Annotated in this window: 25 protein-coding genes; 12 read left to right on the forward strand and 13 right to left on the reverse strand. The window is 64.2% G+C overall.

Going from position 1 to position 26,654, the window contains the following annotated elements; genetic code table 11:
- The first annotated feature begins 136 nt into the window (after positions 1-136).
- The gene (locus F758_RS0100390) at positions 137-2,776 is read left to right on the forward strand and encodes a TIGR02302 family protein (RefSeq protein WP_024505983.1); all 2,640 of its coding nucleotides are present in this window, start codon (positions 137-139) and stop codon (positions 2,774-2,776) included.
- 179 nt (positions 2,777-2,955) lie between these two features.
- Here the strand turns inward: F758_RS0100390 and F758_RS0100395 are convergent, their stop codons facing one another.
- Positions 2,956-4,452 carry an AMP nucleosidase gene (locus tag F758_RS0100395; protein ID WP_502689115.1) on the reverse strand — a complete coding sequence of 499 codons (1,497 nt, stop codon included), beginning with the start codon at positions 4,450-4,452 and terminating at the stop codon, positions 2,956-2,958.
- 224 nt (positions 4,453-4,676) lie between these two features.
- Between F758_RS0100395 and nikR the strand changes: the two genes are divergently transcribed.
- From nikR to F758_RS0100415, 4 genes are all read left to right on the forward strand, one after another.
- On the forward strand, positions 4,677-5,171 hold the full coding sequence (gene nikR, locus F758_RS0100400; protein WP_024505985.1) for a nickel-responsive transcriptional regulator NikR: 495 nt from the start codon (positions 4,677-4,679) through the stop codon (positions 5,169-5,171).
- Positions 5,172-5,450: 279 nt separating this feature from the next.
- Positions 5,451-5,810 carry a hypothetical protein gene (locus F758_RS0100405; RefSeq protein WP_157449802.1) on the forward strand — a complete coding sequence of 120 codons (360 nt, stop codon included), beginning with the start codon at positions 5,451-5,453 and terminating at the stop codon, positions 5,808-5,810.
- Between the two features lie 186 nt (positions 5,811-5,996).
- On the forward strand, positions 5,997-6,638 hold the full coding sequence (locus tag F758_RS0100410; protein ID WP_024505987.1) for a DUF1007 family protein: 642 nt from the start codon (positions 5,997-5,999) through the stop codon (positions 6,636-6,638).
- Positions 6,635-7,747, forward strand: coding sequence for a nickel/cobalt transporter (locus F758_RS0100415; RefSeq protein ID WP_245286387.1), 1,113 nt, complete (start codon positions 6,635-6,637; stop codon positions 7,745-7,747). Before F758_RS0100410 ends, F758_RS0100415 begins: the two co-directional genes overlap by 4 nt.
- Before the next feature lie 12 nt (positions 7,748-7,759).
- On the opposite strand, the gene pyk is transcribed toward F758_RS0100415, so the two are convergent.
- From pyk to F758_RS0100460, 7 genes are all read right to left on the reverse strand, one after another.
- Positions 7,760-9,178, reverse strand: coding sequence for a pyruvate kinase (gene pyk / locus F758_RS0100420; protein WP_024505989.1), 1,419 nt, complete (start codon positions 9,176-9,178; stop codon positions 7,760-7,762).
- A 257-nt stretch (positions 9,179-9,435) separates the two neighbouring features.
- Positions 9,436-10,509, reverse strand: coding sequence for a tartrate dehydrogenase (locus F758_RS0100430; protein WP_024505990.1), 1,074 nt, complete (start codon positions 10,507-10,509; stop codon positions 9,436-9,438).
- Between the two features lie 212 nt (positions 10,510-10,721).
- Positions 10,722-12,023 (reverse strand): hemolysin family protein, encoded by a 1,302-nt coding sequence (locus F758_RS0100435; protein ID WP_024505991.1) that lies wholly within the window; start codon positions 12,021-12,023, stop codon positions 10,722-10,724.
- 512 nt (positions 12,024-12,535) lie between these two features.
- Positions 12,536-13,330, reverse strand: a complete 795-nt coding sequence (locus F758_RS0100445) for a COG4705 family protein (RefSeq protein WP_024505993.1) — start codon at positions 13,328-13,330, stop codon at positions 12,536-12,538.
- A 115-nt stretch (positions 13,331-13,445) separates the two neighbouring features.
- On the reverse strand, positions 13,446-13,754 hold the full coding sequence (locus F758_RS0100450) for a PepSY domain-containing protein (protein ID WP_024505994.1): 309 nt from the start codon (positions 13,752-13,754) through the stop codon (positions 13,446-13,448).
- Between the two features lie 74 nt (positions 13,755-13,828).
- Positions 13,829-14,233, reverse strand: a complete 405-nt coding sequence (locus tag F758_RS0100455) for a hypothetical protein (RefSeq protein ID WP_024505995.1) — start codon at positions 14,231-14,233, stop codon at positions 13,829-13,831.
- A 68-nt stretch (positions 14,234-14,301) separates the two neighbouring features.
- Positions 14,302-15,051 (reverse strand): COG4705 family protein, encoded by a 750-nt coding sequence (locus tag F758_RS0100460; protein ID WP_024505996.1) that lies wholly within the window; start codon positions 15,049-15,051, stop codon positions 14,302-14,304.
- A gap of 241 nt (positions 15,052-15,292) precedes the next feature.
- On the opposite strand from F758_RS0100460, the gene F758_RS0100465 reads away from it, so the two are divergent.
- Positions 15,293-15,955: a response regulator transcription factor gene (locus F758_RS0100465; protein WP_024505997.1), complete on the forward strand. Its 663-nt coding sequence runs from the start codon at positions 15,293-15,295 to the stop codon at positions 15,953-15,955.
- On the forward strand, positions 15,952-17,289 hold the full coding sequence (locus F758_RS0100470) for an ATP-binding protein (protein ID WP_051386592.1): 1,338 nt from the start codon (positions 15,952-15,954) through the stop codon (positions 17,287-17,289). The genes F758_RS0100465 and F758_RS0100470 overlap by 4 nt, the downstream gene beginning before the upstream one ends.
- A gap of 244 nt (positions 17,290-17,533) precedes the next feature.
- On the opposite strand, the gene F758_RS0100475 is transcribed toward F758_RS0100470, so the two are convergent.
- Together F758_RS0100475 and F758_RS0100480 are read right to left on the reverse strand one after the other, a co-directional pair.
- A complete protein-coding gene (locus F758_RS0100475; protein ID WP_024505999.1) occupies positions 17,534-17,908 on the reverse strand; it encodes a response regulator in 375 nt (124 codons plus the stop codon).
- A gap of 39 nt (positions 17,909-17,947) precedes the next feature.
- Positions 17,948-18,808 carry an MJ0042-type zinc finger domain-containing protein gene (locus F758_RS0100480; protein ID WP_024506000.1) on the reverse strand — a complete coding sequence of 287 codons (861 nt, stop codon included), beginning with the start codon at positions 18,806-18,808 and terminating at the stop codon, positions 17,948-17,950.
- Between the two features lie 150 nt (positions 18,809-18,958).
- Here F758_RS0100480 and ftsE point away from each other — a divergent pair, with 150 nt between their 5' ends.
- The 4 genes from ftsE (at position 18,959) to F758_RS0100500 (ending at position 22,183) form a co-directional block, all read left to right on the forward strand.
- Positions 18,959-19,618, forward strand: coding sequence for a cell division ATP-binding protein FtsE (gene ftsE, locus F758_RS0100485; protein WP_024506001.1), 660 nt, complete (start codon positions 18,959-18,961; stop codon positions 19,616-19,618).
- A gap of 3 nt (positions 19,619-19,621) precedes the next feature.
- Entirely contained in the window at positions 19,622-20,590 is a 969-nt protein-coding gene (locus F758_RS0100490) for a cell division protein FtsX (protein WP_024506002.1), read from the forward strand.
- Between the two features lie 79 nt (positions 20,591-20,669).
- On the forward strand, positions 20,670-21,389 hold the full coding sequence (locus tag F758_RS0100495) for a YdcF family protein (protein WP_024506003.1): 720 nt from the start codon (positions 20,670-20,672) through the stop codon (positions 21,387-21,389).
- Between the two features lie 26 nt (positions 21,390-21,415).
- Positions 21,416-22,183 (forward strand): lysophospholipid acyltransferase family protein, encoded by a 768-nt coding sequence (locus F758_RS0100500; protein WP_024506004.1) that lies wholly within the window; start codon positions 21,416-21,418, stop codon positions 22,181-22,183.
- Here the strand turns inward: F758_RS0100500 and F758_RS0100505 are convergent.
- Positions 22,173-22,772 (reverse strand): gamma-glutamylcyclotransferase, encoded by a 600-nt coding sequence (locus tag F758_RS0100505; protein ID WP_024506005.1) that lies wholly within the window; start codon positions 22,770-22,772, stop codon positions 22,173-22,175. The two genes, F758_RS0100500 and F758_RS0100505, sit on opposite strands and share 11 nt — an antisense overlap.
- 117 nt (positions 22,773-22,889) lie before the next feature.
- On the opposite strand from F758_RS0100505, the gene F758_RS0100510 reads away from it, so the two are divergent.
- Positions 22,890-24,086: a DUF2125 domain-containing protein gene (locus tag F758_RS0100510; RefSeq protein ID WP_024506006.1), complete on the forward strand. Its 1,197-nt coding sequence runs from the start codon at positions 22,890-22,892 to the stop codon at positions 24,084-24,086.
- A 527-nt stretch (positions 24,087-24,613) separates the two neighbouring features.
- Here the strand turns inward: F758_RS0100510 and F758_RS0100520 are convergent.
- Together F758_RS0100520 and hisC are read right to left on the reverse strand one after the other, a co-directional pair.
- On the reverse strand, positions 24,614-25,558 hold the full coding sequence (locus F758_RS0100520; protein WP_024506008.1) for a prephenate/arogenate dehydrogenase family protein: 945 nt from the start codon (positions 25,556-25,558) through the stop codon (positions 24,614-24,616).
- Positions 25,555-26,652, reverse strand: coding sequence for a histidinol-phosphate transaminase (gene hisC / locus F758_RS0100525; protein WP_024506009.1), 1,098 nt, complete (start codon positions 26,650-26,652; stop codon positions 25,555-25,557). The genes F758_RS0100520 and hisC overlap by 4 nt, the downstream gene beginning before the upstream one ends.
- Positions 26,653-26,654 lie beyond the last annotated feature (2 nt).

Here is a 26,654-nt window from a genome sequence, read left to right on the forward strand (position 1 = left end):
CCGACCTTAAGTGGTCGCTCCAGGCCAGTCACGCCTGCGTGTTATGCGTGGATTCGGGGCTGATCCCCGGGGAGGAACGGGTGCCTCACTGCTGCCGTTGTGTTAAGATGTTGTGCCGGCAACCTCGGAGAATTTCTTGAGCGGTGTCACGCCCGACCCGCTGGAGCCGTCGCGAAACAGCGACGCCTTGGCGCGGCTAAAGCTAGATCAGGCCCTTCAGCGGGCCAAATACGCGATCGCCTGGGAACGTGCCTGGCCGCCTTTGGCGCGGCTTTTGACCGTGATCGGGCTGTTCCTGGTGGTATCTTGGTCGGGACTCTGGCTAAGCCTGCCGACGCTCGCGCGCGCGATCGGCTTTGGCCTGTTCGCGGTGCTGGCGCTCGCCGCCCTGTGGCCAATGGTCTGGTTTCGCTGGCCTAGCCGCGAGCAGGCGCTGACCCGGCTCGATCGCGGCTCCGGCATCCGCCACCGCCCCGCAACCGCGCTCACTGACACCGTCAGCACGCAGGATCCGGTATCGCTAGCCCTCTGGCAGGCCCAGCGCGAGCGCACGCTCGCAGCGATCAAGCGCATCCGTGCCGGCCTGCCGTCGCCGCGGCTGGCGCTGCAGGATCCCTGGGCGTTGCGCGCGCTGGTCATCGTCCTCCTGGTCGCGACTTATGTTGCCGCGGGCGATGAACGCATGATGCGGCTTGGTGCGGCGTTCGACTGGAACGGGGTGCTTGCGCCGACCAACATCCGCGTCGATGCCTGGGTCAATCCGCCGCAATACACCGGCAAGCCGCCGATCATTCTCTCGGCAGCAAACAAGGAGGCGGCGGCGCTGCCCGCCTCGGGTCCGCTGTCGGTTCCGGCCGGCAGTACGCTGATCGTGCGTTCGTCGGGCGGCACGCTCGACGTCATCACGGGCGGCGGCATCGCCGAGGCGACGCCGAAAGAACAGGCTCCGCAGGGCACCAACGAAAAACATTACACGATCACCGGTGACGGCACCGTGCATGTCCGTGCGCCCTCCGGTCAGCCGCAATGGCGCTTTGCCGCCATTCCCGACCGCCCGCCCACCATTTCGCTCGCCAAGGATCCGGAACGCCAGGCGCGCGGCGCGCTGCAGCTTTCCTACAAGCTCGAAGACGACTACGGCGTCACCGAAGCCCAGGCTCATCTCGCTGCGCGCGCGGGCGAGGGCGACCAAAGCGCATCTGAGAAGGGCACCGCGGACAAGAGCGCGCCGGCGCCGCGGCCGCTGTTCCAGCCGCCGCAATTCGCGCTGAGCCTGCCCAATGCGCGGACTCGCAATGGCGTCGGCCAGACGGTGAAGGATCTGAGCGAGGATCCGTACGCGGGCGCCGATGTCACGCTGACGCTCTCGGCCAAGGACGAGGCCGGCAATGAGGCGCACAGCGAGCCCTTTAACATGCGCCTGCCGGAGCGATTGTTCACGAAGCCTTTGGCGCGGGCACTGATCGAGCAGCGCCGCATCCTCGCGCTCGACGCCAACAAGAACTCCGACGTCTACGCGGCGCTGGACGCGCTGATGATCGCGCCGGAATTGTTCATGCCTGGTGAGACCGGGCATTATCTCGGGCTCTACAACGTGACGCACCAGCTCGAGGCGGCGCGCACCGACGATGGCTTGCGCGAGGTGGTGGCGAGCCTGTGGGCGCTCGCGGTCTCGATCGAGGACGGCGACATCACTGACGTCGACAAGGCGCTCCGCGCGGCGCAGGACGCGCTCAAGCAGGCGCTGGATCGCGGCGCCACCGACGAGGAGATCAAGAAGCTCACCGAGAATCTGCGCCAGGCGCTGGACAACTACATGCGCCAGCTCGCCGAGCAGTTCCGCAACAATCCGCAGGCACTCGCGCGTCCGCTCGATCCCAACACCAAGGTCCTGCGCCAGCAGGATCTCAACAACATGATCGAGCGCATGGAGCGGCTGTCGCGCCAGGGCGACAAGGAAGGCGCCAAGCAACTGCTCGAGCAGCTCCAGGAGATGCTGGAGAACCTGCAAATGGCGCAGCCGGGACAATCCGGCGACAGCGACATGGAGCAGGCGCTCAACGAGCTCGGCGACATGATCCGCAAGCAGCAGCAACTGCGCGACAAGACCTTCAAGCAGGGCCAGGATTCGCGGCGCGACCGCATGCGGGGCAAGCAGCAGGGCGACCAGGGCATGAGCGACCTGCAGCAGGATCAGGAAAACCTGCGCGACCGCCTGAAGAAGCTGCAGGACGAGCTCGCCAAGCGCGGCCTCGGACAGCAGATGCAGCGCGGCGACAAGGGCAGCCGCGGCCAGCCGCAGCAGGGCCAGCGCGGCGATCAAGGCGGCGATCAGCAGGGCGATGACCAGCAAGCCGACCAGGGCGACAGCGGCAATGGTCTCGGCGATGCCGACACCGCCATGGGCGATGCCTCGGGCCAGCTCGGTGACGGCAATGCCGACGGCGCGGTCGAGTCGCAGGGGCGTGCGCTGGATGCCTTGCGCAAGGGCGCCCAGAGCCTTGCCGAGGCGATGCAGCAGGGCGATGGCGACGGCCAGAACGGTGGGCCCGGCGACCGCGTCGGACGGCAGCAGGGCGGCGGCAACCAGACCGATCCGCTCGGTCGTCCGCTGCGCGGCCGCGAATATGGCGACGAATTGTCCAAGATGGTGCCCGGCGAGATCGACGTGCAGCGGGCGCGCAAGATCATCGAAGAACTGCGCCGTCGCCTCGGCGATCCCTCGCGGCCGCAGCTCGAGCTCGACTATCTCGAGCGGCTGTTGAAGGAGAATTGAGGGCGCTCTGGCGGCGAGGCGAGAGACCTCTCATTCCGTCCCGGACTTCGTCCGCGCCACCTTCTCCCAGAAGGGGAAGTGACGGAGTTCGCTGCGACCAACAGCGCGCTCCGGCGTCAGTGGTGAAGACGCTCGTCCGATTCTGCAACTCGATCGGCGGATGCTCGCGCCTCGCACTCCTACTGAAACGCCACCTCCGCAAAACTGCGCAGCTTGCGCGAGTGCAGGCGCTCCGACTCCTGGTGCTTGAGCCGCTCCAGCGCCTTCAACCCGATCTCGAGATGCTGGCCGACGCGTCGCCGGTAGAACTCGCTGGCCATGCCGGCGAGCTTGATCTCGCCGTGCAGCGGCTTGTCGGAGACGCACAGCAAGGTGCCGTAGGGAACGCGGAAGCGATAGCCGTTGGCCGCGATCGCCGCGGATTCCATATCGAGCGCGATCGCGCGCGATTGCGACATCCGCCGGATCACCGAGGGTCCGCTGATTTCCCAATTGCGATTGTCGACGCTCGCCACCGTTCCGGTGCGCATCAGCCGCTTGAGCTCGAAACCCGAAAGCCCCGTGACTTCGCCGACCGCTTCCTCAAGCGCGACCTGCATCTCGGCCAGCGCCGGGATCGGCACCCACAGCGGCAGTTCATGATCGAGCACATGGTCCTCGCGCACGTAGCCATGGGCGAGGACGTAATCCCCGAGCCTCTGCGTGTTCCGCAGGCCCGCGCAGTGTCCCAGCATCAGCCAGGCGTGCGGCCGCAGCACCGCGACGTGGTCGGTCACGTTCCGGGCGTTGGAGGGGCCCGTCCCGATATTGATCAGGGTGATGCCGCGATAGCCGGGCTCGACGAGATGATAGGCTGGCATTTGCGGCGCGCGCTCGGGAGCACTCCCGCTCGTGCCGCCGCCGAGGCGCGCGTTGCGCGTGATCACGTTGCCGGGACCGACGAAGGCATCGGGACCGGTCTGGCCCGAGCTCAGCCGCTGCAGGCAGAGCTGCACGAAGGCGTCGACATAGAACTGGTAGTTCGTGAAGATCACGAAATTCTGGAAGTGCTCCGGGTCGGTGCCGGTGTAGTGATAAAGCCGGCGCAACGAGTAGTCGACGCGCGCCGCACGAAACAAGGCCAGCGGCTCCGGGGCGCCGGGCGGCAGATCGAGCGTGCCGTCGGCGATCGCGTCATCCATGGCTGCGAGATTGGGCGTATCGAACAGGTCGCGCAGGGATCGCGTCGCGGCCGAGCTGTCGCCCGTGGTGAGCGCCGCCTCGATGTTGATGTCGCGGCGATAGGCGAAATGAATCGGGATCGGCTCGCTGGACTCGCCGACCTCGACCGGCACGCCGTGATTTTCGATCAACAGCCTGATCTGCTCGGTGAGATAGGCGCGGAAAATGTCCGGCCGCGTCACGCTGGTCTCATGCACGCCGGGTCCCGCGACGAAGCCATAGGCGAGCCGCGAATCCAGCCGCGCATAAGTCGAGGTGGTCACACGCACAAACGGATAGTTGGCACGCACCCGCGTGGTGAGCGCCTCGCCGTTGACATAGGCCTCGAAGCGATCCCGCAGGAATTGCGTGTTGCGCTCGTAGATTTCCTCAAGGCGGCCGACGGCAGCGCCGGCATCGGTGAACGCTTCGGTCGCGACCGTCGGCGGGGTCAGGATGGTCGGAGCGGGATTGATCTTGTGCAAGGCCGATTCGCTTTTGGGTCATGTCGTTGCTAGTCAGCCTATAATAGGTCGGGAGCTGTTCATTTCCAGACGCATCTGGCTTTGACGGCACAGGATCTCCAGCGGGCCTATCCTGGCCCACTATCCCCGGGGAACACGCGAGCGGCGCCGCCGGGCAAATTGACCGGCGTTGTACTCGTTCGCTACTGTGCCGCGGCTGCAGACAGGGGCCGGCCATGGAGCGCATCACCGCAACTCTCGATAAGGACCTGGTCCAGGAGCTCGATCGGTTTCAGAAGGACCGCGGCTACCAGAATCGCTCGGAGGCGCTGCGTGATCTGATCCGCGCGGGCCTGCAGGAGGGCGCGCATGGCCATGAAAGCGGCGCCTGCGTCGGTGCGCTGGTCTATGTCTATGACCATGAGGTTCGCGCGCTCGCCAAGCGGTTGACCACGGCTCAGCATGATCATCATGACCTTTCGGTTGCGACCATGCATGTTCATCTTGACCACAACTCCTGTCTCGAGGTCGCCGTGCTGCGCGGCTCCTCCGCCGAGGTCCGTCATTTCTCCGAGCATGTCATCGCCGAACGCGGGGTTCGCCACGGCCGGCTGGTGGTTATCCCGGTGGCGCTGGAGGCGGAGGCGCACGCGCATGGCGGCGGCAAGCCGCACGTTCATCCTCATGCGCATGTTCGTCACACCGGAGCGAAGGCGAAATCCGCGCGCTAGAGCATGATCCGCAAAAGTGGAAACCGGTTTTTCCGAAAAGATCATGCTCAAACAAAGAGATGAGATCATGATCCGATTCCATCTAATCGGATCATGATCTAACGTGCGCCGGAGGCGCTCCCGATCTGGCACAGCGGGCGATAATGGCCTATGGATCGCCATATTCCTTTGCTGCATAGTGGCGGCGTGAACGGGGACGACTCCTTGGCGGGAGCAAAAGTCATGTTGGCACGGGCCTTGGCGCAGCGCTGCGGAGCCTGTCTCGCGCTCGCAGCGCTCATGCTGCAGCTCGTGCTGTCGTTCGCGCACATCCACAATCACGAGCTGGCCTTCGCCAAGCGCGGCGAGGCGGGTGTCGCGGGCGTCGGGCACCTCGCATCACAACAGAAAGCCACGAAGCGGCTTCCGTCGCGGCTTGCCGACGACGACGACCATTGCACGATCTGCTTCTCGAGCTTCCTGCTGTCGAATTCGTCGATGCCGGATGCGCCGGCGAATCCTCCCTTGCCCGAGTTCGCAGAGTTCGGTCGTTCGGTCATTTCGGTTTCCGACATCCCATTCCGGCCGCGCCGTGCGGCTTTCCTGTCGCGTGCCCCGCCCGTAATGCGCGACTGGGTCGAGGTCGCCCGCTCATCCTGATTGAAGGCCGAGGGCGACGTCCCTCGCCGTCGTCTGCATGATGATGCGTGGCGATGCGTCGCGCGCGTCCCGCAGTTGCGCGACGAAGGCGCACCCCTCACCTCGCAAAGCTTGCGCGCATCCGAGATCACACCGTCCGCCGCCCGCGGGCGCTTCGAACCGATTTCCCGATCCGGCAGATGGGCCATGACAAAACTCACCTCATACGGTTTCTGCGCCTTTCTCCTGCTTTCCTCGTTCATGACGGGCGCGGAGGCGCATCCCCACGTCTGGGTCACCTTCCACAGCGAAGTGCTCTACGCAGCCGACGGCACCATGACCGGCGTTCGCCACGACTGGACCTTCGATGACATGTTCTCCGCTTTTGCGCTGCAGGGCATCCAGCACGCCAAGAAGGGACAGTACACGCGGGAGGAGCTGGCCTCTCTCGCCCAGACCAACGTGGAGTCGCTGAAGGAGTATGGCTACTTCACCTTTGCCCGCGCCGACGGCAAGAAGCTGAAGTTCTCCGATCCCGTCGACTATTGGCTCGACTACAAGAACGCCGCCCTCACGCTGCATTTCACGCTGCCTTTGAAGGCGGCCCCCGCGGCGAAATCCGTGCAAATCGAGGTCTACGATCCCACGATCTTCGTCGATTTCGAATTCGCCAAGGACAAGCCGGTTTCCGTGACCGGCGCGCCGCAATGTATGGTGACCTATGATTTGCCGCACCAGCCGACACCGGCCGAACAGGCGCGGCTCAGCCAGCTCGACAACGAGCCGCTCGATCCCTCCAGCACCTATGGAGCAATCTTCGCCAACAAGATGCTGGTGAAATGCCCATGACCAGATCAAGTGCTGCGAAGCTGACGGCGATGGCGGCAGTGTTCGCGATCTGCGCAATTCATGCGGTGTCCGCGCAGGGGGCGCCATTCGGAGCCCCTCATCCGGCCGCTGCCACGTCGGCCTCCGGACTCGCGGGCTGGATCTTTGCGCAACAGGCAGCCTTCTACCGGTCGCTGTCGGGCCTGATCAGGGCAGCCAAGGCGGACGGCGCCGCGATGTGGTGGCTGTTCGGCGTCTCCTTTGTCTACGGCGTATTCCACGCGCTCGGGCCGGGGCATGGCAAGGCCGTGATCTCCTCTTACCTCGTCGCCAACGCGGAGACCTGGCGCCGCGGCGTCGTGCTGTCATTTGCGTCGGCAGGCATTCAATCGGTCGTCGCCATTATCATCGTGGCGATCGCCGCCGCGCTTCTCGGCGCGACCGCCAAGGCGATCGGACTGACGGTCCACCTCGTCGAGATCGCGAGCTACGGCCTTGTCATCCTGATCGGCCTGCGCCTGCTCTACGTCAAGAGCCGCGGCTTTCTCATTGCCTGCCGCGCGCTGGCTTGGCGGCAAGCGCCCCTCCTTGCCTTCGCTCCGGCTCAAGGCGTCAAGCCGCTTCAGCTAACCGGCCAGCGGCTTGGCGCAATCGCCATCCGTGGCGGGCAATGCCAGGTCGAGGGATGCACCGGCCACGTGCACGGCTTTCATTGCGATCACGACGATCACGCGTCCGCCTGGAGCCACGCTCATGGCCCCGAGCCGGCGGATCTCGCCGGCGCAGGCGGCTGGCGACGCGGCCTGTCCGCCGTGGTCGCGGTCGGACTGCGGCCATGTTCAGGGGCGATCATCGTCCTCATCTTTGCGCTGGCGCAGGACCTGTTCTGGACCGGTGTCGGCGCGACGCTGATCATGGGATTGGGCACCGCGATCACTGTAGCCGTGATCGCAACGCTCGCCGTCAGCGCGCGGCATCTCGCAGGCCGCGTGGCGACGGCACGGGCCGGGCTCGGCATGCTCGCGATGAGAGCGGTCGAGGTCGGCGCCGCGGCGCTGATCGTCGGCTTCGGCGCGCTGCTGCTGGCCGGTTATATGGCGAGCGAGCAGCTCTGGATGTTCACGGGGTAGAGCGGCCGGCAATCATGCAGACACCGAAACGACGCGCAGATTGTTGGTCGTTCCGACCTGGCCGAACGGGATGCCGGCAACGACCACCAGCAAATCGCGCTCTTGGGCGAACTCTTCCTCGATCGCGAGTTCGGTCGCATGCGCGACCATTTCCTCATAGCTCTGCACGTCCTCGGAGAGCACGCTGTGAGCGCCCCAAAGCAGGCACAGCCGCCGGCAGATCTCGGGGTTCGGAGTAATCGCCAGGATCGGCAGGCTCGGCCGCTTGCGTGCGACGCGTGCGGCCGTGGTCCCGCTCGAGGTGTAGGCCACGATCGCCGTCGCATGGACGGCCGAAGCGAGATCGGCCGCGGCGGCGGCAACCGCGTGCGGCGGCGTCTGCTCTTCGCCCGGCTGCGCCGCCTCGATGATGGACCGGTACATCTTATGCCGCTCCGTGCTCCTGATGATGCGGTCCATCATCTCGACCGCCTCACGCGGATAGCGGCCGGTCGCCGACTCCGCTGAGAGCATCACCGCGTCCGCGCCGTCGTAGATGGCGGTCGCCACATCGGACGCCTCCGCGCGCGTCGGGGTCGGCGCGGCGACCATCGAATCGAGCATCTGCGTGGCGACGATCACCGGTTTTACGGCCAGCCTGCAGGCGCGCACCAGCTCCTTCTGGCGGCCGGGCACATCCTCATGCGGGATTTCGACGCCAAGATCGCCGCGCGCCACCATGACCGCGTCCGAGAGGCCGATGATGTCCTCGATCCGCTCCAGCGCCGCCGGCTTTTCGATTTTCGCCATCAGCCCGGCGCGTCCGGCGATCAGCGCGCGGGCCTCGATGAGGTCTGACGGCTTCTGCACGAAGGACAGGGCCACCCAGTCAACGCCGAGCCGCAGGCCGAATTCGAGGTCGGCGCGGTCCTTCGCGGTGAGCGGCGAGAGGTCAAGCACCGTTCCGGGAAGATTGACGCCCTTGTGATTGGAGATGGTGCCGCCGACGACCACCTTGGCTTCGATGAAATCATTGCCGAGCCCCGTGATCCGCACGCGAACCCGCCCGTCGTCGATCAGGAGATCGTGGTTGGGCGCCACGGCCGCGAAGATTTCCGGATGCGGCAGCGGGATCGCCGCACGGTCGCCCTCCGATCCTGATAACACAAAGCGGATAGTTTCGCCCGATACGAAGGTGATCTTGCCATCGCGCAAGGTGCCGACGCGGATTTTCGGGCCCTGCAGGTCCATCAGGATCCCGATCGGCCGCCTGCGCTTCTGCTCCAGCGCGCGGATCGCGGCATGCACCCTGGCGTGATCGTCCTGAGTCCCGTGACTGAAGTTCAGGCGGAATGTATCGACGCCGGCGAGAAACAGCGCTTCCAGCATATCGGGAGAGGCGCTGGCAGGACCGACGGTCGCGACAATTTTGGCCCGTCGATGACGACGCATGATCACTTGGCCCTTTCTGCGCCGGCTGCAACCAGCACGGCACGCACATCGTTCATATTCACAAGCGTTGGTCCGATACGGACAAGATCGCTGAGATAATCGAAAAACGTGACGCTGTCATGCCCGGCATGAACCCGGCCGGCATCGCGTCCGCCGACGCAGGCCCTTGCCCTCGCCACTCAAAGCGCCAGCCCTGTCTTCGTTCCACCGATTTAAGACAGGGCTGAGCCTGGGCGAGCCCGCGCAGGATCACCCGATCAGACATTCGAGCCGTGGATCGCGTCGATGACGGCGTCGGTTACCTCTTTGGTCGTGGCCGTTCCGCCGATATCGGGCGTCAGCACGCCGGCCGCGCAGACCTTCTCGACCGCCGCCATCAGCCGCACTGCTGCTTCCTTCTCCCCGAGATGCTCCAGCATCTGCACCGCCGTCCAGAATGTCGCGACCGGGTTGGCGATGCCCTTGCCGGTGATGTCGAAGGCCGAGCCGTGAATGGGCTCGAACATCGAGGGGAAGCGGCGCTCCGGATCGATATTGCCGGTCGGCGCAACGCCGAGGCTGCCGGCGAGCGCACCGGCAAGGTCGGACAGGATGTCGGCGTGCAGGTTGGTCGCGACGATCGTGTCGAGGCTTTTCGGGTTGAGCGTCATGCGCACCGTCATCGCGTCGACCAGCATCTTGTCCCAGGTCACGTCGGGAAAGCCTTGCGCGACCTCGGCCGCGATCTCGTCCCACATCACCATGCCGTGGCGCTGCGCGTTCGACTTGGTCACCACGGTCAGCAGCTTGCGCGGACGGGACTGCGCAAGCTGGAAGGCGTAGCGCATGATCCGCGTCACCCCGACGCGGGTGAAGATGGCGACCTCGGTGCCGACCTCTTCGGGCAGGCCCTTGTGCGCCCGCCCCCCGGCGCCGGCATATTCGCCCTCGGAATTCTCGCGCACGATCACCCAGTCGAGATCGCCGACGCCGACATTGCGCAGCGGTGAGGCGACACCGGGCAGGATCTTAGTCGGCCGCACATTGGCGTACTGGTCAAAGCCCTGGCAGATCGGCAGCCGCAGGCCCCAGAGCGTGATGTGATCGGGCACATCGGGCGCCCCGACGGCACCGAAATAGATCGCGTCGAATTTCTTCAGCTCGGCAAGGCCGTCGGCCGGCATCATGACGCCGTGCTTCTTGTAGTAATCGGAGCCCCAATCGAAGGTCTTGACGTTGAAGGTGATCCCGCCGTCGCGCCTGGCCAGCGCCTCCAGCACGCGGATGCCGGAGGAGATCACCTCGGGCCCGATGCCATCGGCGGGAATGGCTGCAATTGAGTAGCTTCGCATGTGGAATGCTCCATGAGGGAATCACTGCCGCCGACGGCGGGCTCCGCACTTCCGCGTTGGGAGCCGGAGAGTTGAGGGTGAGAAGGGCGGTCGCGCCGGCGGTGCCGCCCGCGCCGCGGGGCAGGCTATGCGAGCGCCCGGTAAATGCAAACCCCGTTCGCGATTACTTTTTGCGATCCTGAAAAACGTGGCTGCGCGTCCGGGCCTCCGCGTCAGATTTCGCGCGGAGTCGCCTTGATCTTCGTTGCCAGGATCTTGTCGATCCGACGTCCATCGAGATCGACGACCTCAATCCGCCACCCCTCCAGATCGAAGGAGTAAGCGACTTCAGGCAGCGTTCCGGATTGCTGCAGGACCAGGCCGGCGACCGTATGATAGCCGCGGTGCGGTGGGACGGGCACCGATAACAGCTCTGCGAATTCGTCGACCGGCATCCACCCAGCGACCAGAAACGAGCCGTCGGCGCGGGCCACGTAGGCAGGTTCGGGCGGCCCCTCTTCGGAATGGAAGGCGCCGACGATGGCTTCGAGGATGTCTGTGGCCGTGACAACGCCCTCGAACGCACCGTATTCGTCATGCACCAGACCGATATGCACTGCCGAAGCCTTCAAGATCGCAAGCACGTCGCGGGCGTCGGCAGATGCCGGAATGATCGGCGCCTCGCGCACGAGGGCCCGAAAGTCGGGCACTTCCTCGCGCAGATAGGCGACCAGCATATCCTTTGCCTGCAGGATTCCGATGGGACGGTCGCGATCGCCGTCGGTGACCGGCAGGCGTGAATGCGGGCTCTTCGCCAAGGCTTCGCGAATCACCTTCGGATCGTCGTTGAGGTCGATTTCATCGACATCGGTGCGAGGTGTCATGACGGCGCCCACCGGGCGGTCGCCGAGCCGCATCACGCCCGCGATCATCTCCTTTTCTCCGGGCTCCAGCACGCCCGCACTCTCTGCTTCCCTCACCACGTGATGGATCTCGTCTTCGGAGATCTTCTCTTCGGCTTCGCCGCTCCTGCCCAGTATCGTCAGGACGGCCTTTCCAGAGATGTCGAGCAGGGTCACGAGCGGCAGTGAGATCCTCGCCAGGAAATCCATCGCCGGGGCTACCTTCACGGCGACAGCTTCTGGATCGCGCAGCGCCACCTGCTTGGGAACGAGCTCGCCCACGATCAGCGTTGCGTAGGTGATGACGGTCACGACAAGGCCGATCCCCAGAACGTCGGATATCGATTTCGAGAGGCCGAGCTCGACGAAGCGCTCGGTCAGGCGCTGACCAAGCGTGGTTCCCGAAAACGCGCCCGACAAGACGCCGACCAGCGTAATCCCGATCTGCACGGTCGACAGGAATTTTCCTGCATCCGAAGCAAGCCTGAGCGCGGTTTCAGCGCCGCGAACGCGCTTTTGCGCGAGGATTTCGAGCCGCGCGGGGCGGGAGGAGACGATCGCCAGTTCGGACATCGACAACAAACCATTGACGACGATCAGGACAACGACGATGGCGAGTTCAAGCAGCAACATTTTGAGTGTACCGGACCTGCCGCGGTTCAATGCGCGGACTCCGCCTTATATAAGCAAGCTTTACGTCGGCTGCCCGATTCTCGTTCCGCTTCAACATTGCAACGCGCCATTCGCGTCAAATTGACACAGCCCACTCCATGGCACGACGCTTGTGCAGGTGGACGGTGGCGGAGCGCTGATCAAAATAGAATCGAGAAACAAGTCCCGGACAAGCGAGCTCCCGGCAACGCTACGCGTTGTCCGCCCGGCAACGCTCCGCGAACGAGCGCCAACCTTCGGCGTCATTGCGAGGAACAAAAAGCGGCGACCCGCCGTCGCTCGCTGCGCGAGCTATGGCGAGGCGTCGCTTGCGCTCGCAATAACGCCGGAGATTGGCGCTCGTCCGGCTCTGCAACTTGGCCGGCGGACGCTCTAAAGCGCGGTGGGATTAGGCTGAATTGCTATCGCGCTTTGGGTTCTTCTTTGAGAATGATCTCGTCGGAAAACCGCTTCACACTTTTCCGGATCATGCCCTAACTTCCGGTGCTGGCGTAGGATTCGCCGGGGTGCCTTCCCGCCCGTTGCGGCAGGAGCAGGATGCAGCCAACGATGAATGCCGCAATGACAGCGGAGGCGATGGGCCGGCTGAGCGCCAGGCCGCCGTGGTCGACGGGTTTGTCAAGGAAGTCGCCAACCGTTGCGCCAAGCGGTCGCGTCAAGATGAAAGCGGCCCAGAACAAGGTCACCCGCGAGATGCTCGTCCAGAAATACGCCGCTGCCAGAATGGTCAGCCCCGCTCCAAACACGAGCGCGCCGCCTTCATAGCCGAGGCCGGTCGTGTCGGCCGCCCAATCTCCCAACGCCGTTCCCAGAGTCTGGGAAAACGTGATGGCCGCCCAGTAAAACGCTTCGACTCTCGGCCGGCTCACCGTCGCAACCGAGATCGAACCCTCGGCAAAATACCAAAGCGCCAGCGTCGCCAGCAGCAGGACCAAAAGCAGCGATGAGCCTCCCGTATAGCCGATCCCCAACGACCGGTCGGCGAAATCAGCCATGGTCGTGCCAAAGGTGGTGGAAGCAACGATCGTCGACCAATAAAGGAAAGGATGGAAGCGCTTGGCGAGAATCTGCGCCACGACCAGGGCGATGAGTGCGGCAAGAAAAATCGCCGTCCCGGTCAAATACCCCCAATCCAGGGTCATCGTCACCGAGTCCCCACCGGTTTCACCGAGAGTGGTGGCGGCAATCTTGATGATCCAGAAGACCAGCGTGACCTCAGGAACCTTCGTGAAAGCGTCGCGTGGATCGTGGGATTTGAAAGCTGTCATGGCATTGCATCACGTCGTTAGAGGGGAATGGGTCGAGTGGTTTCCAATGAAGGCCGCGCGAGGCGTCAAGCGTTTCAGCGCCGAGCCTTCGCTTGCGCCCGGGCGGAATGCGCGTTCAGTCCGGGTGACGCCCCTCCTTCTTGTTTTCGAGCACCTTGCCCGTCCGGGCATCGACGCCGACTTCTTGCGTAGTCGATCCATGCTTGATGTCGAAAGAGTAGCGCAGGCCGCTGCCACCCTTCTCCCATTCAAGCTCTTCATCGGTTATCCTACCGGGATAGGCCTTTAGAGCGATGGCTCTCGCTTGTGCGATCCCGATCTTGGCCTGCTTTGCCAGCTTCTCTCCGGTGTAAGCCCAAGCGGGCAGCGCGCCTAACATGAGGCTCGCTGCGAGGCTCAGCATGGCCGAAGACATTCTTCTCATCTCTAGCTCCTTTCTTGCCCCGCTTACGAAGATAAGGCCGCCGCTTGCTGTCCGGCGATTGGTGCCTGGTCACATCAGGACTTCTCGACCGAATCCATCGCAGACAGAAGTTCGGTGATGGTCTGCTTGCAGTTGACGGGGTCCGGCGTTGCTGCACGCAAAGCTTCGAGGGCACGATCAATCGCCTTGTCGACGATGTGCCACTCGACGGCGGCGCGCGGCTTCAGGGCGGCTTCTGCATCGTCCCACTGCACCTCGAGATCCCTGATCCGCGTCTTGGCGCCCGGCAGATCGCCCTTGTCGATCAAGTCGGCGACGTCGACGACGATGGCGCGGAATGGCGAGAGGTCGCCGAGCTTCGAGGACGTTGCGGCTTCGGCGAGCGGCACGAATGAGCTTCGCTGACCTGCATGCATATGCGGCTCGCCCCAAGCGACCGTCAGCACGCCGATGACCGAGGCCAGGATCAGTCTGTTCATCTGAAATCTCCTCATTGCGGCCCACGCGTGATCGCCCGGGCTTCTGGTGGATATGCAAGATGCGGAAATCACTGCGCCGGATCGGCGCCTTCCGTGCGGTCACCTTCGAACGTCATCCAGGCGACCAGCGCGATGATGACGGTGAGGAAAGCGAGGCTGGTGTGGACTGTGCCGAGACCGACCCCACCGTAATGTCGAGATTGCGACAGCAGGTCCCCGAGCGAAGCGCCAAGTGGCCGGGTGAGAATGTAGGCCAGCCAAAAGGTGAGAACCGAGTTCACGCCAAGCGTATAGAAAACGGCGACAAACGCGATCAGCACGCCGAACACGATCACACCGAGCCGGAATCCGAGCCCGAGCGCTTCAGTGGCCAGGTCGCCCGCCGCCGTGCCCAGCGCGAAGGTGAAAAGATTGGCGGCCCAATAAAACAGTTCGCGGCGCGAGGTCACGATCGTGCGGATCGACAGCGTACGCTCGACGGCGAACCAGATCGCGAATGTCGCGGCCAGCGCGCAGGTGAAGACGGCCGTGCTCACATAGAGGCTGACCTCAAGCTTATCGGTCAGGAGATCGGTGATCTGGGTGCCGACAATGCTGACCAGAACCACGGTCAGCCAGTAGATCCATGGAACGTAATGGCGGGCACGGAGCTGCAGGATCAGCGCGGCAAACAGCAGGGAAGCCATGCATGCCAGCGTCAGGTTCGCCCCAAGACCCACATGCACCGCGAGATAGTCGGCCCCGGTCTCGCCGACCGTCGTTGAGAGCACCTTGATGGCCCAGAAGATCAGAGTGACTTCTGGAACCTTGTTCAGCATCGGCGATAAGCGGATTTGCCAGGTGGTGGACACGCGGTTCTCCCGGAAACGATATAGCCCCAGACACTGTCAAATCATGAGCACGGCCGACTTAGGCGCGACTTAGAGCGATATTTTCCGGAACTGCTCGAACAGGCATTTTTCGCGGCGCGCGATACGCGACGCCGTCCTAAGTCTGCGCTAAGTCTGGCGCATGAGAACGGGGGGGTGCGCCGTCCGTGCCCGGGCAAGGATCAAGAGGATGCGAGTTCTGCTGATCGAGGACGACAGGATGATCGGCACGGCCGTCCAGCAGGCGCTCAAGGACGCGGCCTACGCGGTCGACTGGGTGATGGACGGTGAGACCGCCATCCATGCGGCGGAGAGCGAAGCCTACGAGCTTGCCCTGCTCGACCTCGGGCTGCCGAAGGCCGACGGCCGCGACGTGCTTCGGCACTTGCGTGCACTCGGCCGCAGGCTACCTATCATCATCGTGACCGCGCGAGATGGCGTCGACGAGCGGATCGAGGGACTCGATCTCGGCGCCGACGACTATCTGATCAAGCCGTTCGAGATGCGCGAGTTGCTGGCGCGGATGCGCGCCGTGCTCCGCCGAGAGGGCAGCGGAGCTTCGCCGGTCCTGAGCAATGGAAAGCTCAGCCTCGATCCGGCTACCCGCGAAGCCTCTTTCATCGGCGAGAGCGCAATGCTCACCGCGCGCGAGTTCGCGCTGCTGCAGGCGCTATTGGCGCGGCCGGGCACGATCCTGTCGCGCGGCGAGCTCGAACGGCAGATTTACGGCTGGAACGAGGAGATCGAGAGCAATGCAATCGAGTTTTTGATCCATACCATCCGCAAGAAGCTCGGGGCTGCGGCGATCCGCAACGTGCGTGGGGTCGGCTGGATGGTGGACCGCTCGTCATGATCAGGTCGCTGCGCGGACGCCTGTTCATCGGGCTGACCGCAATCATCATCCTGACGGGCGCCATCGGCGTCATGTTCGTCTACGAATGGGCATTCGGCGAGGCCATGGAGCTGCAGGATTCGGTCCTGATCCAGCTCGCGAGCGTCGTTCAAAACGGTAGTTTTGCCAGCGGCCAGCCTCTGCAGGGCGTTGAGGAGGATACCGACGTCTGGCTGATCGAACTGGGAAAGACGCCGCGCGGCCCGGCCGACGATCGCCAGCTTTTCGGCTTGAAGGACGGCCTGCAGATCGCCACCCGCAAGGGGCAGCCGATCCGGGTGCTGTTGCAGACGCGATCGGACGGAAGCCGTTTCGCTGTCGCGCAACCGACCGCGGTTCGCGACGAGACCGCACGCGACATGGCCTTTCGCACGCTGCTGCCGATCGCCGCGCTGATTCCATGTCTGATGCTGGTCACGGCGCTGGTCATCACGCGGTCGCTGCGGCCGATGGTGCGGCTGGCGGGCGATCTCGATGCAAGACGCGCCGACGAACTCACTCCGCTGCCGCTGTCCGGTACGCCGAGCGAATTGCATCCGTTCATCAACTCCATCAACGGATTGCTGGCGCGAATACGCTCGCTGATGGATCAGCAGCGGCGGTTTGTTGCCGACGCTGCACATGAATTGCGGACGCCGATTACGGCGCTCAGCCTGCAGGCGGAGAACCTCGATTCGGTGGACATTCCCGAGGCCGCGCGGGACCGCCTTGCCGCGCTACGGCAGGGCATGCAGCGCACCAAGCATTTGCTCGAGCAGTTGCTTGCGCTGGCTCGACACGAAGCTCCCCTCGCGGAGGCCGGTGAAATGCCGCTGGCCGCACTGGACGGCGCCACCAAGGAGGTCGTCGCTGACTTGCTCCCGCATGCATTTGATCGCGGGATAGATCTCGGTTTCCAACTTGTTGAACCAATCGCGGTACGCGCTGAGCCTGTGATGCTCACGACGATGGTGCGCAATCTGCTCGATAATGCGCTGCGCGTCACGCAGCGTTCGGGAAGCATAGATGTCGGCGTGTATCGAGAGGGAGAGGTGGCCGTCCTGCAAATCGAGGACACGGGACCCGGCATCGCATCCCCTGATCTGGAACGGATCTTCGAGCCGTTCTTTCGTGGTTCTTATCCGCAAGGCGAAGGCAGCGGCCTTGGCTTATCGATCGTGAAGCGTGTGGTAGAGAGGCTGGGCGGCTCGATCAGGCTGGAAAATATCGGCAGGGCCGACCGCTCCGGGCTTCGCGTGACGGTTCGTCTGCCGCTTGCAGCCGATCCGTCAAAGGAAGTCTCCCGCGTGGCGTAAGTCGATGCAAAGCTCGGGCGAACTCCGCCGCGAGAACGTGGGCTCACGCCGGCGTCATTGCTTCGCTTACGCTCGCAATGACGGGGTGCGCTGTTTGAAAATTGAATCGGGAAATGACCGCACATCGCCTCGGACAAAGTTGTACGATGGGCAGACGCGCGCATGCGCCGTGATCACCGTGGCAAAACTCGGCTCGATCGGTGGGCACATTTCGCTTTGCGCACCCCACGCACTCGCGCTGCCGCTACCCCTTCCGCGCGGCGAGCGCGTCCGCCACCGCGGTGCGGATATCGGCCACCGAAAACGGCTTTGTGACCACGTCATGAACGATGGCGTTGAGATTGGAGGCGCGCTCGCGCTGGTCGGCAAAGCCGGTCATCAACAAGACGGTCAGCCGCGGAAAGTCGCGCGCCGCCGACAGCGCCAGCGCGATTCCGTCCATGACCGGCATCTGGATGTCGGTGAGCAGGAGATCGAAGGCGCCGTCCTCCCGTGTCAGGATCTCCAACGCCTCGGCGCCGTCCTGCGCAGTCACGGTCTCGTGACCGTCCATGGCGATCGCCCGCGCCACCAGCGTGCGCATGGAATCTTCGTCATCGGCAATCAGGACGCGCGACATCGGAGACAATCTCACCAGCGAAAATGCGATTGCTCCGCATTATACACTTCCGCCGGCAATGTCTCGCTTGTTGAAGAAGCGGATATCGATGCTGCGCCCTTCCGCGGGCGGCGATGCCAGGCGCGACTTGAACGCAGCGCGTTCGCCGGGCTTCAGCACCGTCTGGTCCAGCACCGCGTTCCAGGCATAGATTTCCGCTCCCTGCGCGTCGCGCACGGAAAAGCGCAGCCGAGGCAGGTCGACGCTCTTGCGGGTCTCGCCGACGATGGTGCCTTCGATCACCAGCACCGGCTTACCTTCAACCGTTTCGGTCGTGACCTTGACATCCTTGAACTGCACACCGCGCAGGTTCACCCCAAGGCCGGCCATCCGGTAGAAGGCGGCAGTCTGCGGCATCAGCCGCACCACGTCGGCCCGCCAGATCACCAGGGCAGCCGCCAGAGCCCCCAAGGCGGCGCAGGCGGTACTTGGCTTGAGGAGGAAACTCCCGACGCGCCCCCGCGGCGCCAGGTGCGGCAAAAGCTTGCGGAACCAGGGCTGACGGTCGCCGTCTTGCCCTTCCTCCGCCTCATGATGCGCCATAGTTTGCCAATCGGCTTCATCTATGTGAGACGAGAAGTTGCGGTCGGACGGGAAGTCGCCCGCAATGGATGGGCTCTCGACGTGCGGGGGCTCTTCGCCGGCTTCCCCGCGCGCCATGGCCTCCCATTCGGCCGCGGCATCGGCGTCGTTTGTCGGGCTGGCTCCAGCCATCATGGGCGCGACCGGCTCGACCGCGTCTTCCGGGCGCGCCAGCCAGACTTCCTTGCAGCGGGAGCAGCGGACCATGCGGCCGGTGGCGCCCAATGTGGCCGGATCGATCGCGTAAGAGGTTGTACAATGGGGACAGACGATGTGCATGGAGCAGGATTCTCAGCTTACCCTGCAGCAATGCTACAAGGCGACCGTTAACGAACCGGAAACCATAGCCGAAGCAAAACCGCTTCACGGCGCGCGTTTAATGCGCGGTTTACCGGTTCCATCCGGGTCCTCCATCGAACGGAGCTAGGCTTGGTTCGGTTCGAAAATGTCGGATTGCGTTACGGGCTTGGACCGGAGATTTTGCGCGACCTTAGTTTTATCATCCCGGCGCATTCCTTCCAGTTCCTCACCGGCCCCTCCGGCGCGGGCAAGACGTCCTTATTGAAACTTTTGTTCCTGTCGCTGCGGCCGACGCGCGGCCTTGTGAATCTGTTCGGCCACGACGTCTCGCTGCTGGGCAAGGACGGCGTCGCGAACTTGCGCAAACGGATCGGCATTGTGCTGCAGGATTTTCGCCTGCTCGATCACATGACGACGTATGAGAACGTCGCGCTGCCGTTTCGCGTGATGGGGCGCGACGAATCGAGCTACCGCAAGGAGGTCATCGATCTGCTCAAATGGGTCGGATTAGGCGAGCGGATGGACGCGTTGCCGCCGATTCTCTCGGGCGGCGAGAAGCAGCGTGCGGCGATCGCCCGCGCCGTGATCTCCCGTCCGCAGCTTTTGCTGGCGGACGAGCCGACCGGCAACGTCGATCCGACGCTGGGACGGCGGCTGCTCAGGTTGTTCATCGAATTGAACAAGTCGGGCACCGCGGTGGTCATCGCCACCCACGACATCACGCTGATGGATCAATATGACGCAAGGCGGCTGGTGCTGCACCAGGGCCGTCTGCATATCTACGAGTAGGCCATGAACAGGGTTGAGCAGCACGGACCTCTGGTGGACCTCGGCAACGAGCGTCCGCAGTTGCCGGCGCGCGCGCGCAACCTGTCGCCGATCGTGCCGCGGGCTTCGATCGCCGGGCGCGCTTTGGTCGCCGTGGTCGCCATCATGACCTTTCTCGCTTCGCTTACGACAGGTGCCGTACTGCTAGTGAGCGCCTCGGCCGCCGAGTGGCAGTCGGACGTCGCCAGCGAGATCACCGTCCAGGTGCGGCCGCAAACCGGGCGCGATCTCGAGCGCGACACGGCGGCGGCCGCGGCGGCGATGCGCGCGCAATCGGGCATCCTCGAGGTCCGTCCCTTCACCAGGGATGAATCGGCAAAGCTGCTGGAGCCGTGGCTGGGCAGTGGGCTGGCGCTGGACGATCTCCCCGTGCCGCGCCTCATTGTCGGGCGCGTGCAGCCCGGCAGCGCGCTCGATCTGGCCGGCTTGCGCAAGGCGGTGACGCAGGCCGCTCCCACCGCCACCGTGGACGATCACCGCGCCTGGATCGAGCGGATGCGCTCGATGAGCGGCGCCACGGTGTTTGCAGGGCTTGGCATTCTGGCGCTGGTGATCGTCGCGACCATCATCTCGGTATCCTTCGCGACCCGCGGCGCGATGGCCGCCAACCGTCCGATCGTGGAGGTGCTGCATTTCGTCGGCGCCGGCGACCGCTACATCGCGGACCGCTTTTTCTGGCATTTCCTGCTGCTCGGGCTCGAAGGCGGCCTGATCGGCGGCGGCGTCGCCATGCTCGCGTTTGGCTTTTCCGAATCGATTGCCACCTGGTTCTCCGGCACGCCGGTCGGTGACCAGTTCGCGGCGCTGCTCGGCACGTTCTCGTTGCGGCCATCAGGCTATCTCGCGCTGGCCGTGCAGGCGGTGCTGATCGCGGCGATCACCGCCTGGGCCTCGCGGCGGACGCTGTTTGCCACGCTGGACGAGATCGAGTGACGTGGGCGTGACGCGGCGGACTCCACTTCGCCCAAAAAGCTTTCTAACATTACCTGGCGAAGAGGACGTTAACCATCGTATGAGCACGCCGCCACCCGACGACAAGCCGCATGCGCCCGCGCGCCGGGGACGAGGCCGGCTGCGCAGGACCATCGTCGCGGTGCTTGGCCTTGCCGTCGTCGGAGTCGCGGCCGGCTTTGGCGGCTTCCTGGCGCAGCTTCGCGGCGCGGAGATCGCACCCGACCACAAGGCGGACGGCATCGTGGTGCTGACCGGCGGGAGTTCGCGGGTATCCGACGCGATGGAACTGCTGGCCGCAGGTTACGGCAAAAGGCTGCTGATCTCCGGCGTGCATCCCTCGAGCGGAGCTAATGACATCTCGCGCTCGCTTCCCGAAGGCCAGTCCTACCTGGGTTGCTGCGTCGATCTCGACCGCTCCGCCGTCAACACTCGCAGCAACGCGGCGGAGGCGCGGCGCTGGGCGCATGAGCGCGGATTCAAATCGCTGATCGTGGTGACGTCGAACTACCACATGCCGCGCGCGATCGTGGAGTTGTCGCACGCCATGCCCGACATCGAGCTCATCCCATTCGCGGTGGTCGGCGATAAATGGCGCGAAGAACCATGGTGGTCCGGTGGTGCGACCCTGCGACTGGTGTTATCGGAGTATGTGAAATATCTCGCCGCTGAGTTGAGGGTGTGTCTGGCCGATCTCGGCATCGAGCTGAACTTCGATGCGCCGGAAGCTCCCCCGACTTTAAGCCCGCCGCGCCGGCCGGCGACGGCTCAGGCGAACTAATTTGGCGAACTAATTTAAGGTCTTCGATGGTTGCGATTTTCCTGCGTTCGCTCCTCTTCAACATCCTGTTCTATCCGGCGTTCCTGTTCTGGGCCGTGATTGCGGTGCCAACGCTCGTGCTGCCGCGCGCCGCCCTGCTGCGTGTCGGTCATTGGTGGGCACAAACCAACATCGTCCTGATGCGCATCGTGTGCGGCATCAAGGTCGAGTTCAGGGGCGCCGAGAAGATTCCGAAGGGTCCGCTGCTCGTCGCCTCCAAGCACCAGTCGATGTGGGAGACCATTTCGCTGCTCCACTTGTTCGAGGCCCCGTTCTTCGTGCTCAAGCGCGAGCTGCTGTGGATTCCGATCTTCGGCCTGTTTCTGAAAAAGGCGAACATGATCGCGATCGACCGCCGCGCCGGTGGGCGCGCCCTGCTGGCGATGGTGCGTCGCGCGGTGCAGGAAGTTCGTCACGGCCGCCAGCTCGTGATCTTCCCCGAAGGCACGCGCACGGCGCCCGGCGCGGCGCCGCATTACAAGCCCGGCGTGGGCCAGATCTATGTCGAGTGCGGCGTGCCGTGCCTGCCGGTTGCGCTCAATTCCGGCTTGTTCTGGCCGCGCCGCACCTTCATGCGTTATCCGGGAACGTTGGTGGTCGAGTTTCTCGATCCTCTGCCGCCGGGCTTGCCGCGCGAGGAATTTCTCGAGCGCTTGCGTGCCGCGATCGAACAAACGACCGAGCGACTCGTCGCAGCCGGCCGCGCCGAGCAGGCGCGATTGTTCCGCCGCGCGTCTACCACGGTCAAGGCGTGACGCTTTTCTCGCTATCCGGCGCGGCATGCAGCGGATGCGATTCATGCAGCATCAGCGCGAGCTGATGCAGCGGGCCGTCGCGAAAACCTTCGGCTTCGATCGCCTTCACTGTCGAAAGGACGTAATCGCGGTTGTTGCCGGATTGGCCGTGCCCTTGCAGCACATGGCGAAGCTGCTCGGCCGGCGTCAGCCGACCGGCATATTGCACATGGCCGCGATCGACGACGTAAACAAGCGCGCTCACGCGCTGTCGCGCGTCGTCCTCCAGCCAGACCGAACGCGTTACCTCGCGGTAGACCGACGTGACCTGCTCGCGCGCGCGCAAATAGGCGATGGTCTCCGCGCGCCTATTCGCGGCGACCCGGAAAGCGATGCCGCGGCACGCTCCGCCGCGGTCAAGGCCGAGCACCAATCCGGGTTTCTCCGGCGTGCCCCGGTGCACGAAGGAATAGACGCACAGCGCACGGTGCTCGCCGATCAGCCGCGCCGGAACCCGCTCGAGATAGTCGAAGCCCGGTCGCCACATCAGCGAACCGTAGCCGAACACCCAGAGGTCACCTTTGGAAGAGTCCGTGTCGGAAAGGGTCATTGCCGCCATTGCGGTTAACGGCTAGCAGAATTTGGCGAATGATCAAAATGGCCCGGCTTGGCCGTGCCGATCCGTCTCCGCTTTATTGACAAAATTGCTGCTCAAAGGGGTCGGCCCATGTCTGATGTTACGCTTGCGCAGCGCCAGCGCCCGCTTTGGCCGCTTTTCGTTGCTCCCGTTCTGCTTCTGATCGCCGCCATCGGCTGGAGCGCATTCTGGTTTTACGCCGCCTCCCAGGTCGGTGTGAAAGCCGATGCCTGGCGCGCGCAGGAGGCAAAATCCGGCCGGGTCTACGACTGCGCGCGACATTCGATCGCAGGCTTCCCATTCCGTCTCGAAGTCCGCTGCGACGACGTGACCGTGTCACTGATCTCGCAAATGGCCGGCCAGCCGTCGCAAGCGCCGGTTACGGCAAAGCTCGGTGAGATACTCGCGGTCGCGCAAATCTACGATCCGAAACTCGTGATCGCGGAGTTCACCGCGCCGGCAAAGATCTTTGAGCAAAGCGCGCAGCAGCCGAGCTACGTCGTCAACTGGAGCAAGGGACGCAGCAGCGTGTTCGGCTTGCCCGCCACACCGCAGCGCGCCTCGATCGTGTTCGACGATGCCGCGATCGATCGCCTTGAAGGGGCCGTGCAGGTCCCGTTCGCGAGCGCCAAGCATATCGAGCTGCACGGCCGCATCGCGCAGGGCTCGCCGGGCGATCATCCCGATATTGAAAGCCTCGTGGAGATCAACCAGGGCAGCATCCAGGGTGTACATCCGCTGTTGACGCAGCCGTTCGATGCCGATGTGCGGGCGATGGTGAGCGGCCTGAAGGATTTCGCACCCAAGCCGTGGCCGGAGCGCTTTCGCGAGATCCAGGCCGCAGGCGGCCATATCGAAATTCTGCAATCGCGTATCCAGCAGGGGGATGTGATCGCGGTCGCAGCCGGCAAGCTGGGCCTTTCGGCCAATGGCCGGCTCGATGGTGAATTGCAGATGACGGTCGCGGGCATCGAGAAAGTGATCCCGGCGCTGGGAATCGACAAGATGCTGGAGCAAGGCGTGCCGCAAGCAACGCTCGACCGTGTCGCGCCCGGCGTGAAGAGCCAGGACATCAATAATCTATTCGGTGCGCTCGATCGCGCTATTCCTGGCCTCGGCAAGGTTGTGAAGCAGAACGCGAACGTCGGTGTCGCGGCCGGTATCAATGCGCTCGGCACCGAAGCTCAGCTCGAGGGCAAGAAGGCGCGGACCTTTCCGCTGCGGTTCGTTGATGGTGCGGTGTTCTTAGGACCCTTGAAGGTCGCCGATATCCCGCCGCTATTTTGAAGTTCGACCATCATTTCACGTCCTCGCGAGCGGTAATTTACGAAGCTTGTACCGGGCTCGCGGAAGAGTGATGGCTGCTCCTCTTTTGGTCGGGAATGAGAACGCCCAACTGCAGGTCTAGTTCTCAGGCGGCTCGAACCGTACGTTGCGGGCCGTGACAGGAGGATAGCAATGGTTGGTTTCAAGTTATTCGGCGCGGCGGTGCTTTTCTCCGCGCTATTTGCCACACAGGCCTTTGCGCAGGCTGCAGTTCAGGAACCCGGTGCTTTTGCATTCTATCATCCCAACGCCGACGTTCTCAACGCGGGGCGATCGGCGCCGCGCGATGCGCTGGCCTTTTACCCTGCGCGTCCTGACATAGGTGGCCCGAGGCTGGAGGTACGGCCACATCGGATGCATCACAGGCGCTTCGGCAGAGCCTACTGAAATTTCGAAGTCCTCCCTGCGGGCGTCATAACGCCCATCATCTTTCCCGTGTGTTGCTCCAACTGACAGGGCTCAGCCAATCACCGGTTGGGCCTTCCTTTTTAGTCCGGCTTCTTCTGGAGCTGCGGGTGCGGACGCCCGAAGTCGGGTGCAGCGGAATCTTGCCCGATTTCGACAATGCCGCGGCGGATGGCGCGGGTGCGTGTGAAGTGGTCGAACAGCGCCTCGCCGTCGCCGCGGCGGATCGCCCGCGTCAGCTTGGCGAGGTCCTCGTTGAACGTGCCGAGCATCTCCAACACGGCGTCCTTGTTGGCCAGGAAAACGTCGCGCCACATGGTGGGATCGGACGCCGCGATGCGGGTGAAATCGCGAAAACCGCCGGCGGAAAACTTTATCACCTCCGACGAGGTCACCTGCGCAAGCTCGTCGGCCGTGCCGACGATGGTGTATGCGATCAGGTGCGGCAGGTGGCTCGTGATCGCCAGCACGAGGTCATGGTGCTCCGGCGTCATGACCTCGACCTTGGCGCCCATCGCGGCCCAGAACGCGCGCAAGCGATCGACAGCGCCTGCGTCTGTGCCCTCCGGCGGCGTCAGGATGCACCAGCGATTGATGAACAGCTCGGCGAAGCCTGAATCGGGCCCTGAATGTTCGGTGCCGGCCACGGGATGCGCCGGGACGAAGTGCACGTGCTTCGGCAGATGCGGCGCCATGTCCTTGACGACCGCGCCTTTCACCGAACCGACATCGGATACAATCGCGCCGGGCTTGAGATGCGCGGCAATCTCCTGCGCAACCGCGCCGCAGGCGCCGACGGGAATGCAGAGGATGACGAGATCGGCATCCCTGACCGCTTCCACGTTGGTGTCGACCACGCGGTCGACGACGCCGAGCTCGGCGACCCGCGCGCGTGTCTTTTCCGAGCGCGCGGTGGTGATGATTTCGGCCGCCAACCCTTGCGCCCGCGCCGCGCGCGCGATCGAACCGCCGATCAGGCCAAAACCGATCAGCGCAAGCCGCGCAAATTGCGGTGCGACGCCGTTCACTTGCCGCCCATGAAGTCGCGCAAGCCTTCGACGACGAGGCGGTTGGCCTCCTCGGTACCGATGGTCATGCGCAGGGCATGCGGCAGCTTGTAGTTATTCAGCGCGCGTAGCACCAGCCCGCGCTTGGTAAGAAACGCGTCGGCATCGGCCGCGGTCTTGCCCTTCTCGGTCGGGAAATGGATCAGCACGAAATTGGCGACGCTCGGCGTCACGTTCAATCCGAGCTTGCCGATCTCCTCCGTCAGCCAGTTGCGCCATTTCTCTGTATGCGCCTTCGACATCTCCAGATGCGCGGTGTCCTCGATCGCGGCCACCGCCGCGACCATCGCGGGCGTCGAGACATTGAAGGGGCCGCGAATCCGATTGACGGCATCCACAATGTGTTCCGGTCCGAACATCCAGCCGACCCGCAGCGCGGCGAGACCGTGGATCTTTGAGAAGGTATGGGTCATCACGGTGTTCTCCGTGGTCGCCACGAGTTCAAGGCCGCGCTCGTAGTCGTTGCGCGACACGTAATCGGAATAGGCCGCATCGAGCACCAGCAGCACATGCGAGGGCAGGCCGGCGCGCAGCCGCTTGACCTCGTCGAACGGCAGATAGGTCCCGGTCGGATTGTTCGGGTTGGCGAGCCACACCATTTTGGTGCGCGGCGTCACCGCTTTGAGGATAGCATCGACGTCGGCGGTAAACTCGCTCTCGGGCGCGACCACGTTCTTCGCGCCGTTCGCCATGGTCGCGATCGGATAGACGAGAAAGCCGTGCGTCGTGGAGATCGCCTCGTCGCCCTGGCTCAGATAGGTGTGCGCCAGCAGGTTCAGAATTTCGTCCGAACCGGCGCCGCAGATGATGCGGTTAGGGTCGAGCCCGAACCCGCGGCCGATCGCCTCGCGCAACACCCGGGATGTGCCTTCCGGATAGTCCTCCAGATGCGCCGCCGCATCCTTATAAGCCTTGATCGCTTTGGGCGAGGGGCCGAACGGTGTTTCGTTGGCCGAAAGCTTGAACACCTTGCGACCCGGTTCCGGCACCGGGCTCTTGCCGGGCGTATAAGGCGCAATATCGAGAATGCCGGGATTCGGCACGGGGCGGGACATCT

Origin of the sequence: Bradyrhizobium sp. ARR65 (assembly GCF_000472385.1) — a bacterium.
Lineage (GTDB): Bacteria > Pseudomonadota > Alphaproteobacteria > Rhizobiales > Xanthobacteraceae > Bradyrhizobium.

What these genes read in the sequence shown, in the direction of transcription:
- nikR (WP_024505985.1), top strand. Translation starts at nt 4,677, where the DNA reads ATGGAGCGCATCACCGCAACTCTCGATAAGGACCTGGTCCAGGAGCTC.
- F758_RS0100405 (WP_157449802.1), top strand. Translation starts at nt 5,451, where the DNA reads ATGCTGCAGCTCGTGCTGTCGTTCGCGCACATCCACAATCACGAGCTG.
- F758_RS0100410 (WP_024505987.1), top strand. Translation starts at nt 5,997, where the DNA reads ATGACAAAACTCACCTCATACGGTTTCTGCGCCTTTCTCCTGCTTTCC.
- F758_RS0100415 (WP_245286387.1), top strand. Translation starts at nt 6,635, where the DNA reads ATGACCAGATCAAGTGCTGCGAAGCTGACGGCGATGGCGGCAGTGTTC.
- pyk (WP_024505989.1), bottom strand. Translation starts at nt 9,178, where the DNA reads ATGCGTCGTCATCGACGGGCCAAAATTGTCGCGACCGTCGGTCCTGCC.
- F758_RS0100430 (WP_024505990.1), bottom strand. Translation starts at nt 10,509, where the DNA reads ATGCGAAGCTACTCAATTGCAGCCATTCCCGCCGATGGCATCGGGCCC.
- F758_RS0100435 (WP_024505991.1), bottom strand. Translation starts at nt 12,023, where the DNA reads ATGTTGCTGCTTGAACTCGCCATCGTCGTTGTCCTGATCGTCGTCAAT.
- F758_RS0100445 (WP_024505993.1), bottom strand. Translation starts at nt 13,330, where the DNA reads ATGACAGCTTTCAAATCCCACGATCCACGCGACGCTTTCACGAAGGTT.
- F758_RS0100450 (WP_024505994.1), bottom strand. Translation starts at nt 13,754, where the DNA reads ATGAGAAGAATGTCTTCGGCCATGCTGAGCCTCGCAGCGAGCCTCATG.
- F758_RS0100455 (WP_024505995.1), bottom strand. Translation starts at nt 14,233, where the DNA reads ATGAACAGACTGATCCTGGCCTCGGTCATCGGCGTGCTGACGGTCGCT.
- F758_RS0100460 (WP_024505996.1), bottom strand. Translation starts at nt 15,051, where the DNA reads ATGCTGAACAAGGTTCCAGAAGTCACTCTGATCTTCTGGGCCATCAAG.
- F758_RS0100465 (WP_024505997.1), top strand. Translation starts at nt 15,293, where the DNA reads ATGCGAGTTCTGCTGATCGAGGACGACAGGATGATCGGCACGGCCGTC.
- F758_RS0100470 (WP_051386592.1), top strand. Translation starts at nt 15,952, where the DNA reads ATGATCAGGTCGCTGCGCGGACGCCTGTTCATCGGGCTGACCGCAATC.
- F758_RS0100475 (WP_024505999.1), bottom strand. Translation starts at nt 17,908, where the DNA reads ATGTCGCGCGTCCTGATTGCCGATGACGAAGATTCCATGCGCACGCTG.
- F758_RS0100480 (WP_024506000.1), bottom strand. Translation starts at nt 18,808, where the DNA reads ATGCACATCGTCTGTCCCCATTGTACAACCTCTTACGCGATCGATCCG.
- F758_RS0100490 (WP_024506002.1), top strand. Translation starts at nt 19,622, where the DNA reads ATGAACAGGGTTGAGCAGCACGGACCTCTGGTGGACCTCGGCAACGAG.
- F758_RS0100495 (WP_024506003.1), top strand. Translation starts at nt 20,670, where the DNA reads ATGAGCACGCCGCCACCCGACGACAAGCCGCATGCGCCCGCGCGCCGG.
- F758_RS0100500 (WP_024506004.1), top strand. Translation starts at nt 21,416, where the DNA reads ATGGTTGCGATTTTCCTGCGTTCGCTCCTCTTCAACATCCTGTTCTAT.
- F758_RS0100505 (WP_024506005.1), bottom strand. Translation starts at nt 22,772, where the DNA reads ATGACCCTTTCCGACACGGACTCTTCCAAAGGTGACCTCTGGGTGTTC.
- F758_RS0100510 (WP_024506006.1), top strand. Translation starts at nt 22,890, where the DNA reads ATGTCTGATGTTACGCTTGCGCAGCGCCAGCGCCCGCTTTGGCCGCTT.
- hisC (WP_024506009.1), bottom strand. Translation starts at nt 26,652, where the DNA reads ATGTCCCGCCCCGTGCCGAATCCCGGCATTCTCGATATTGCGCCTTAT.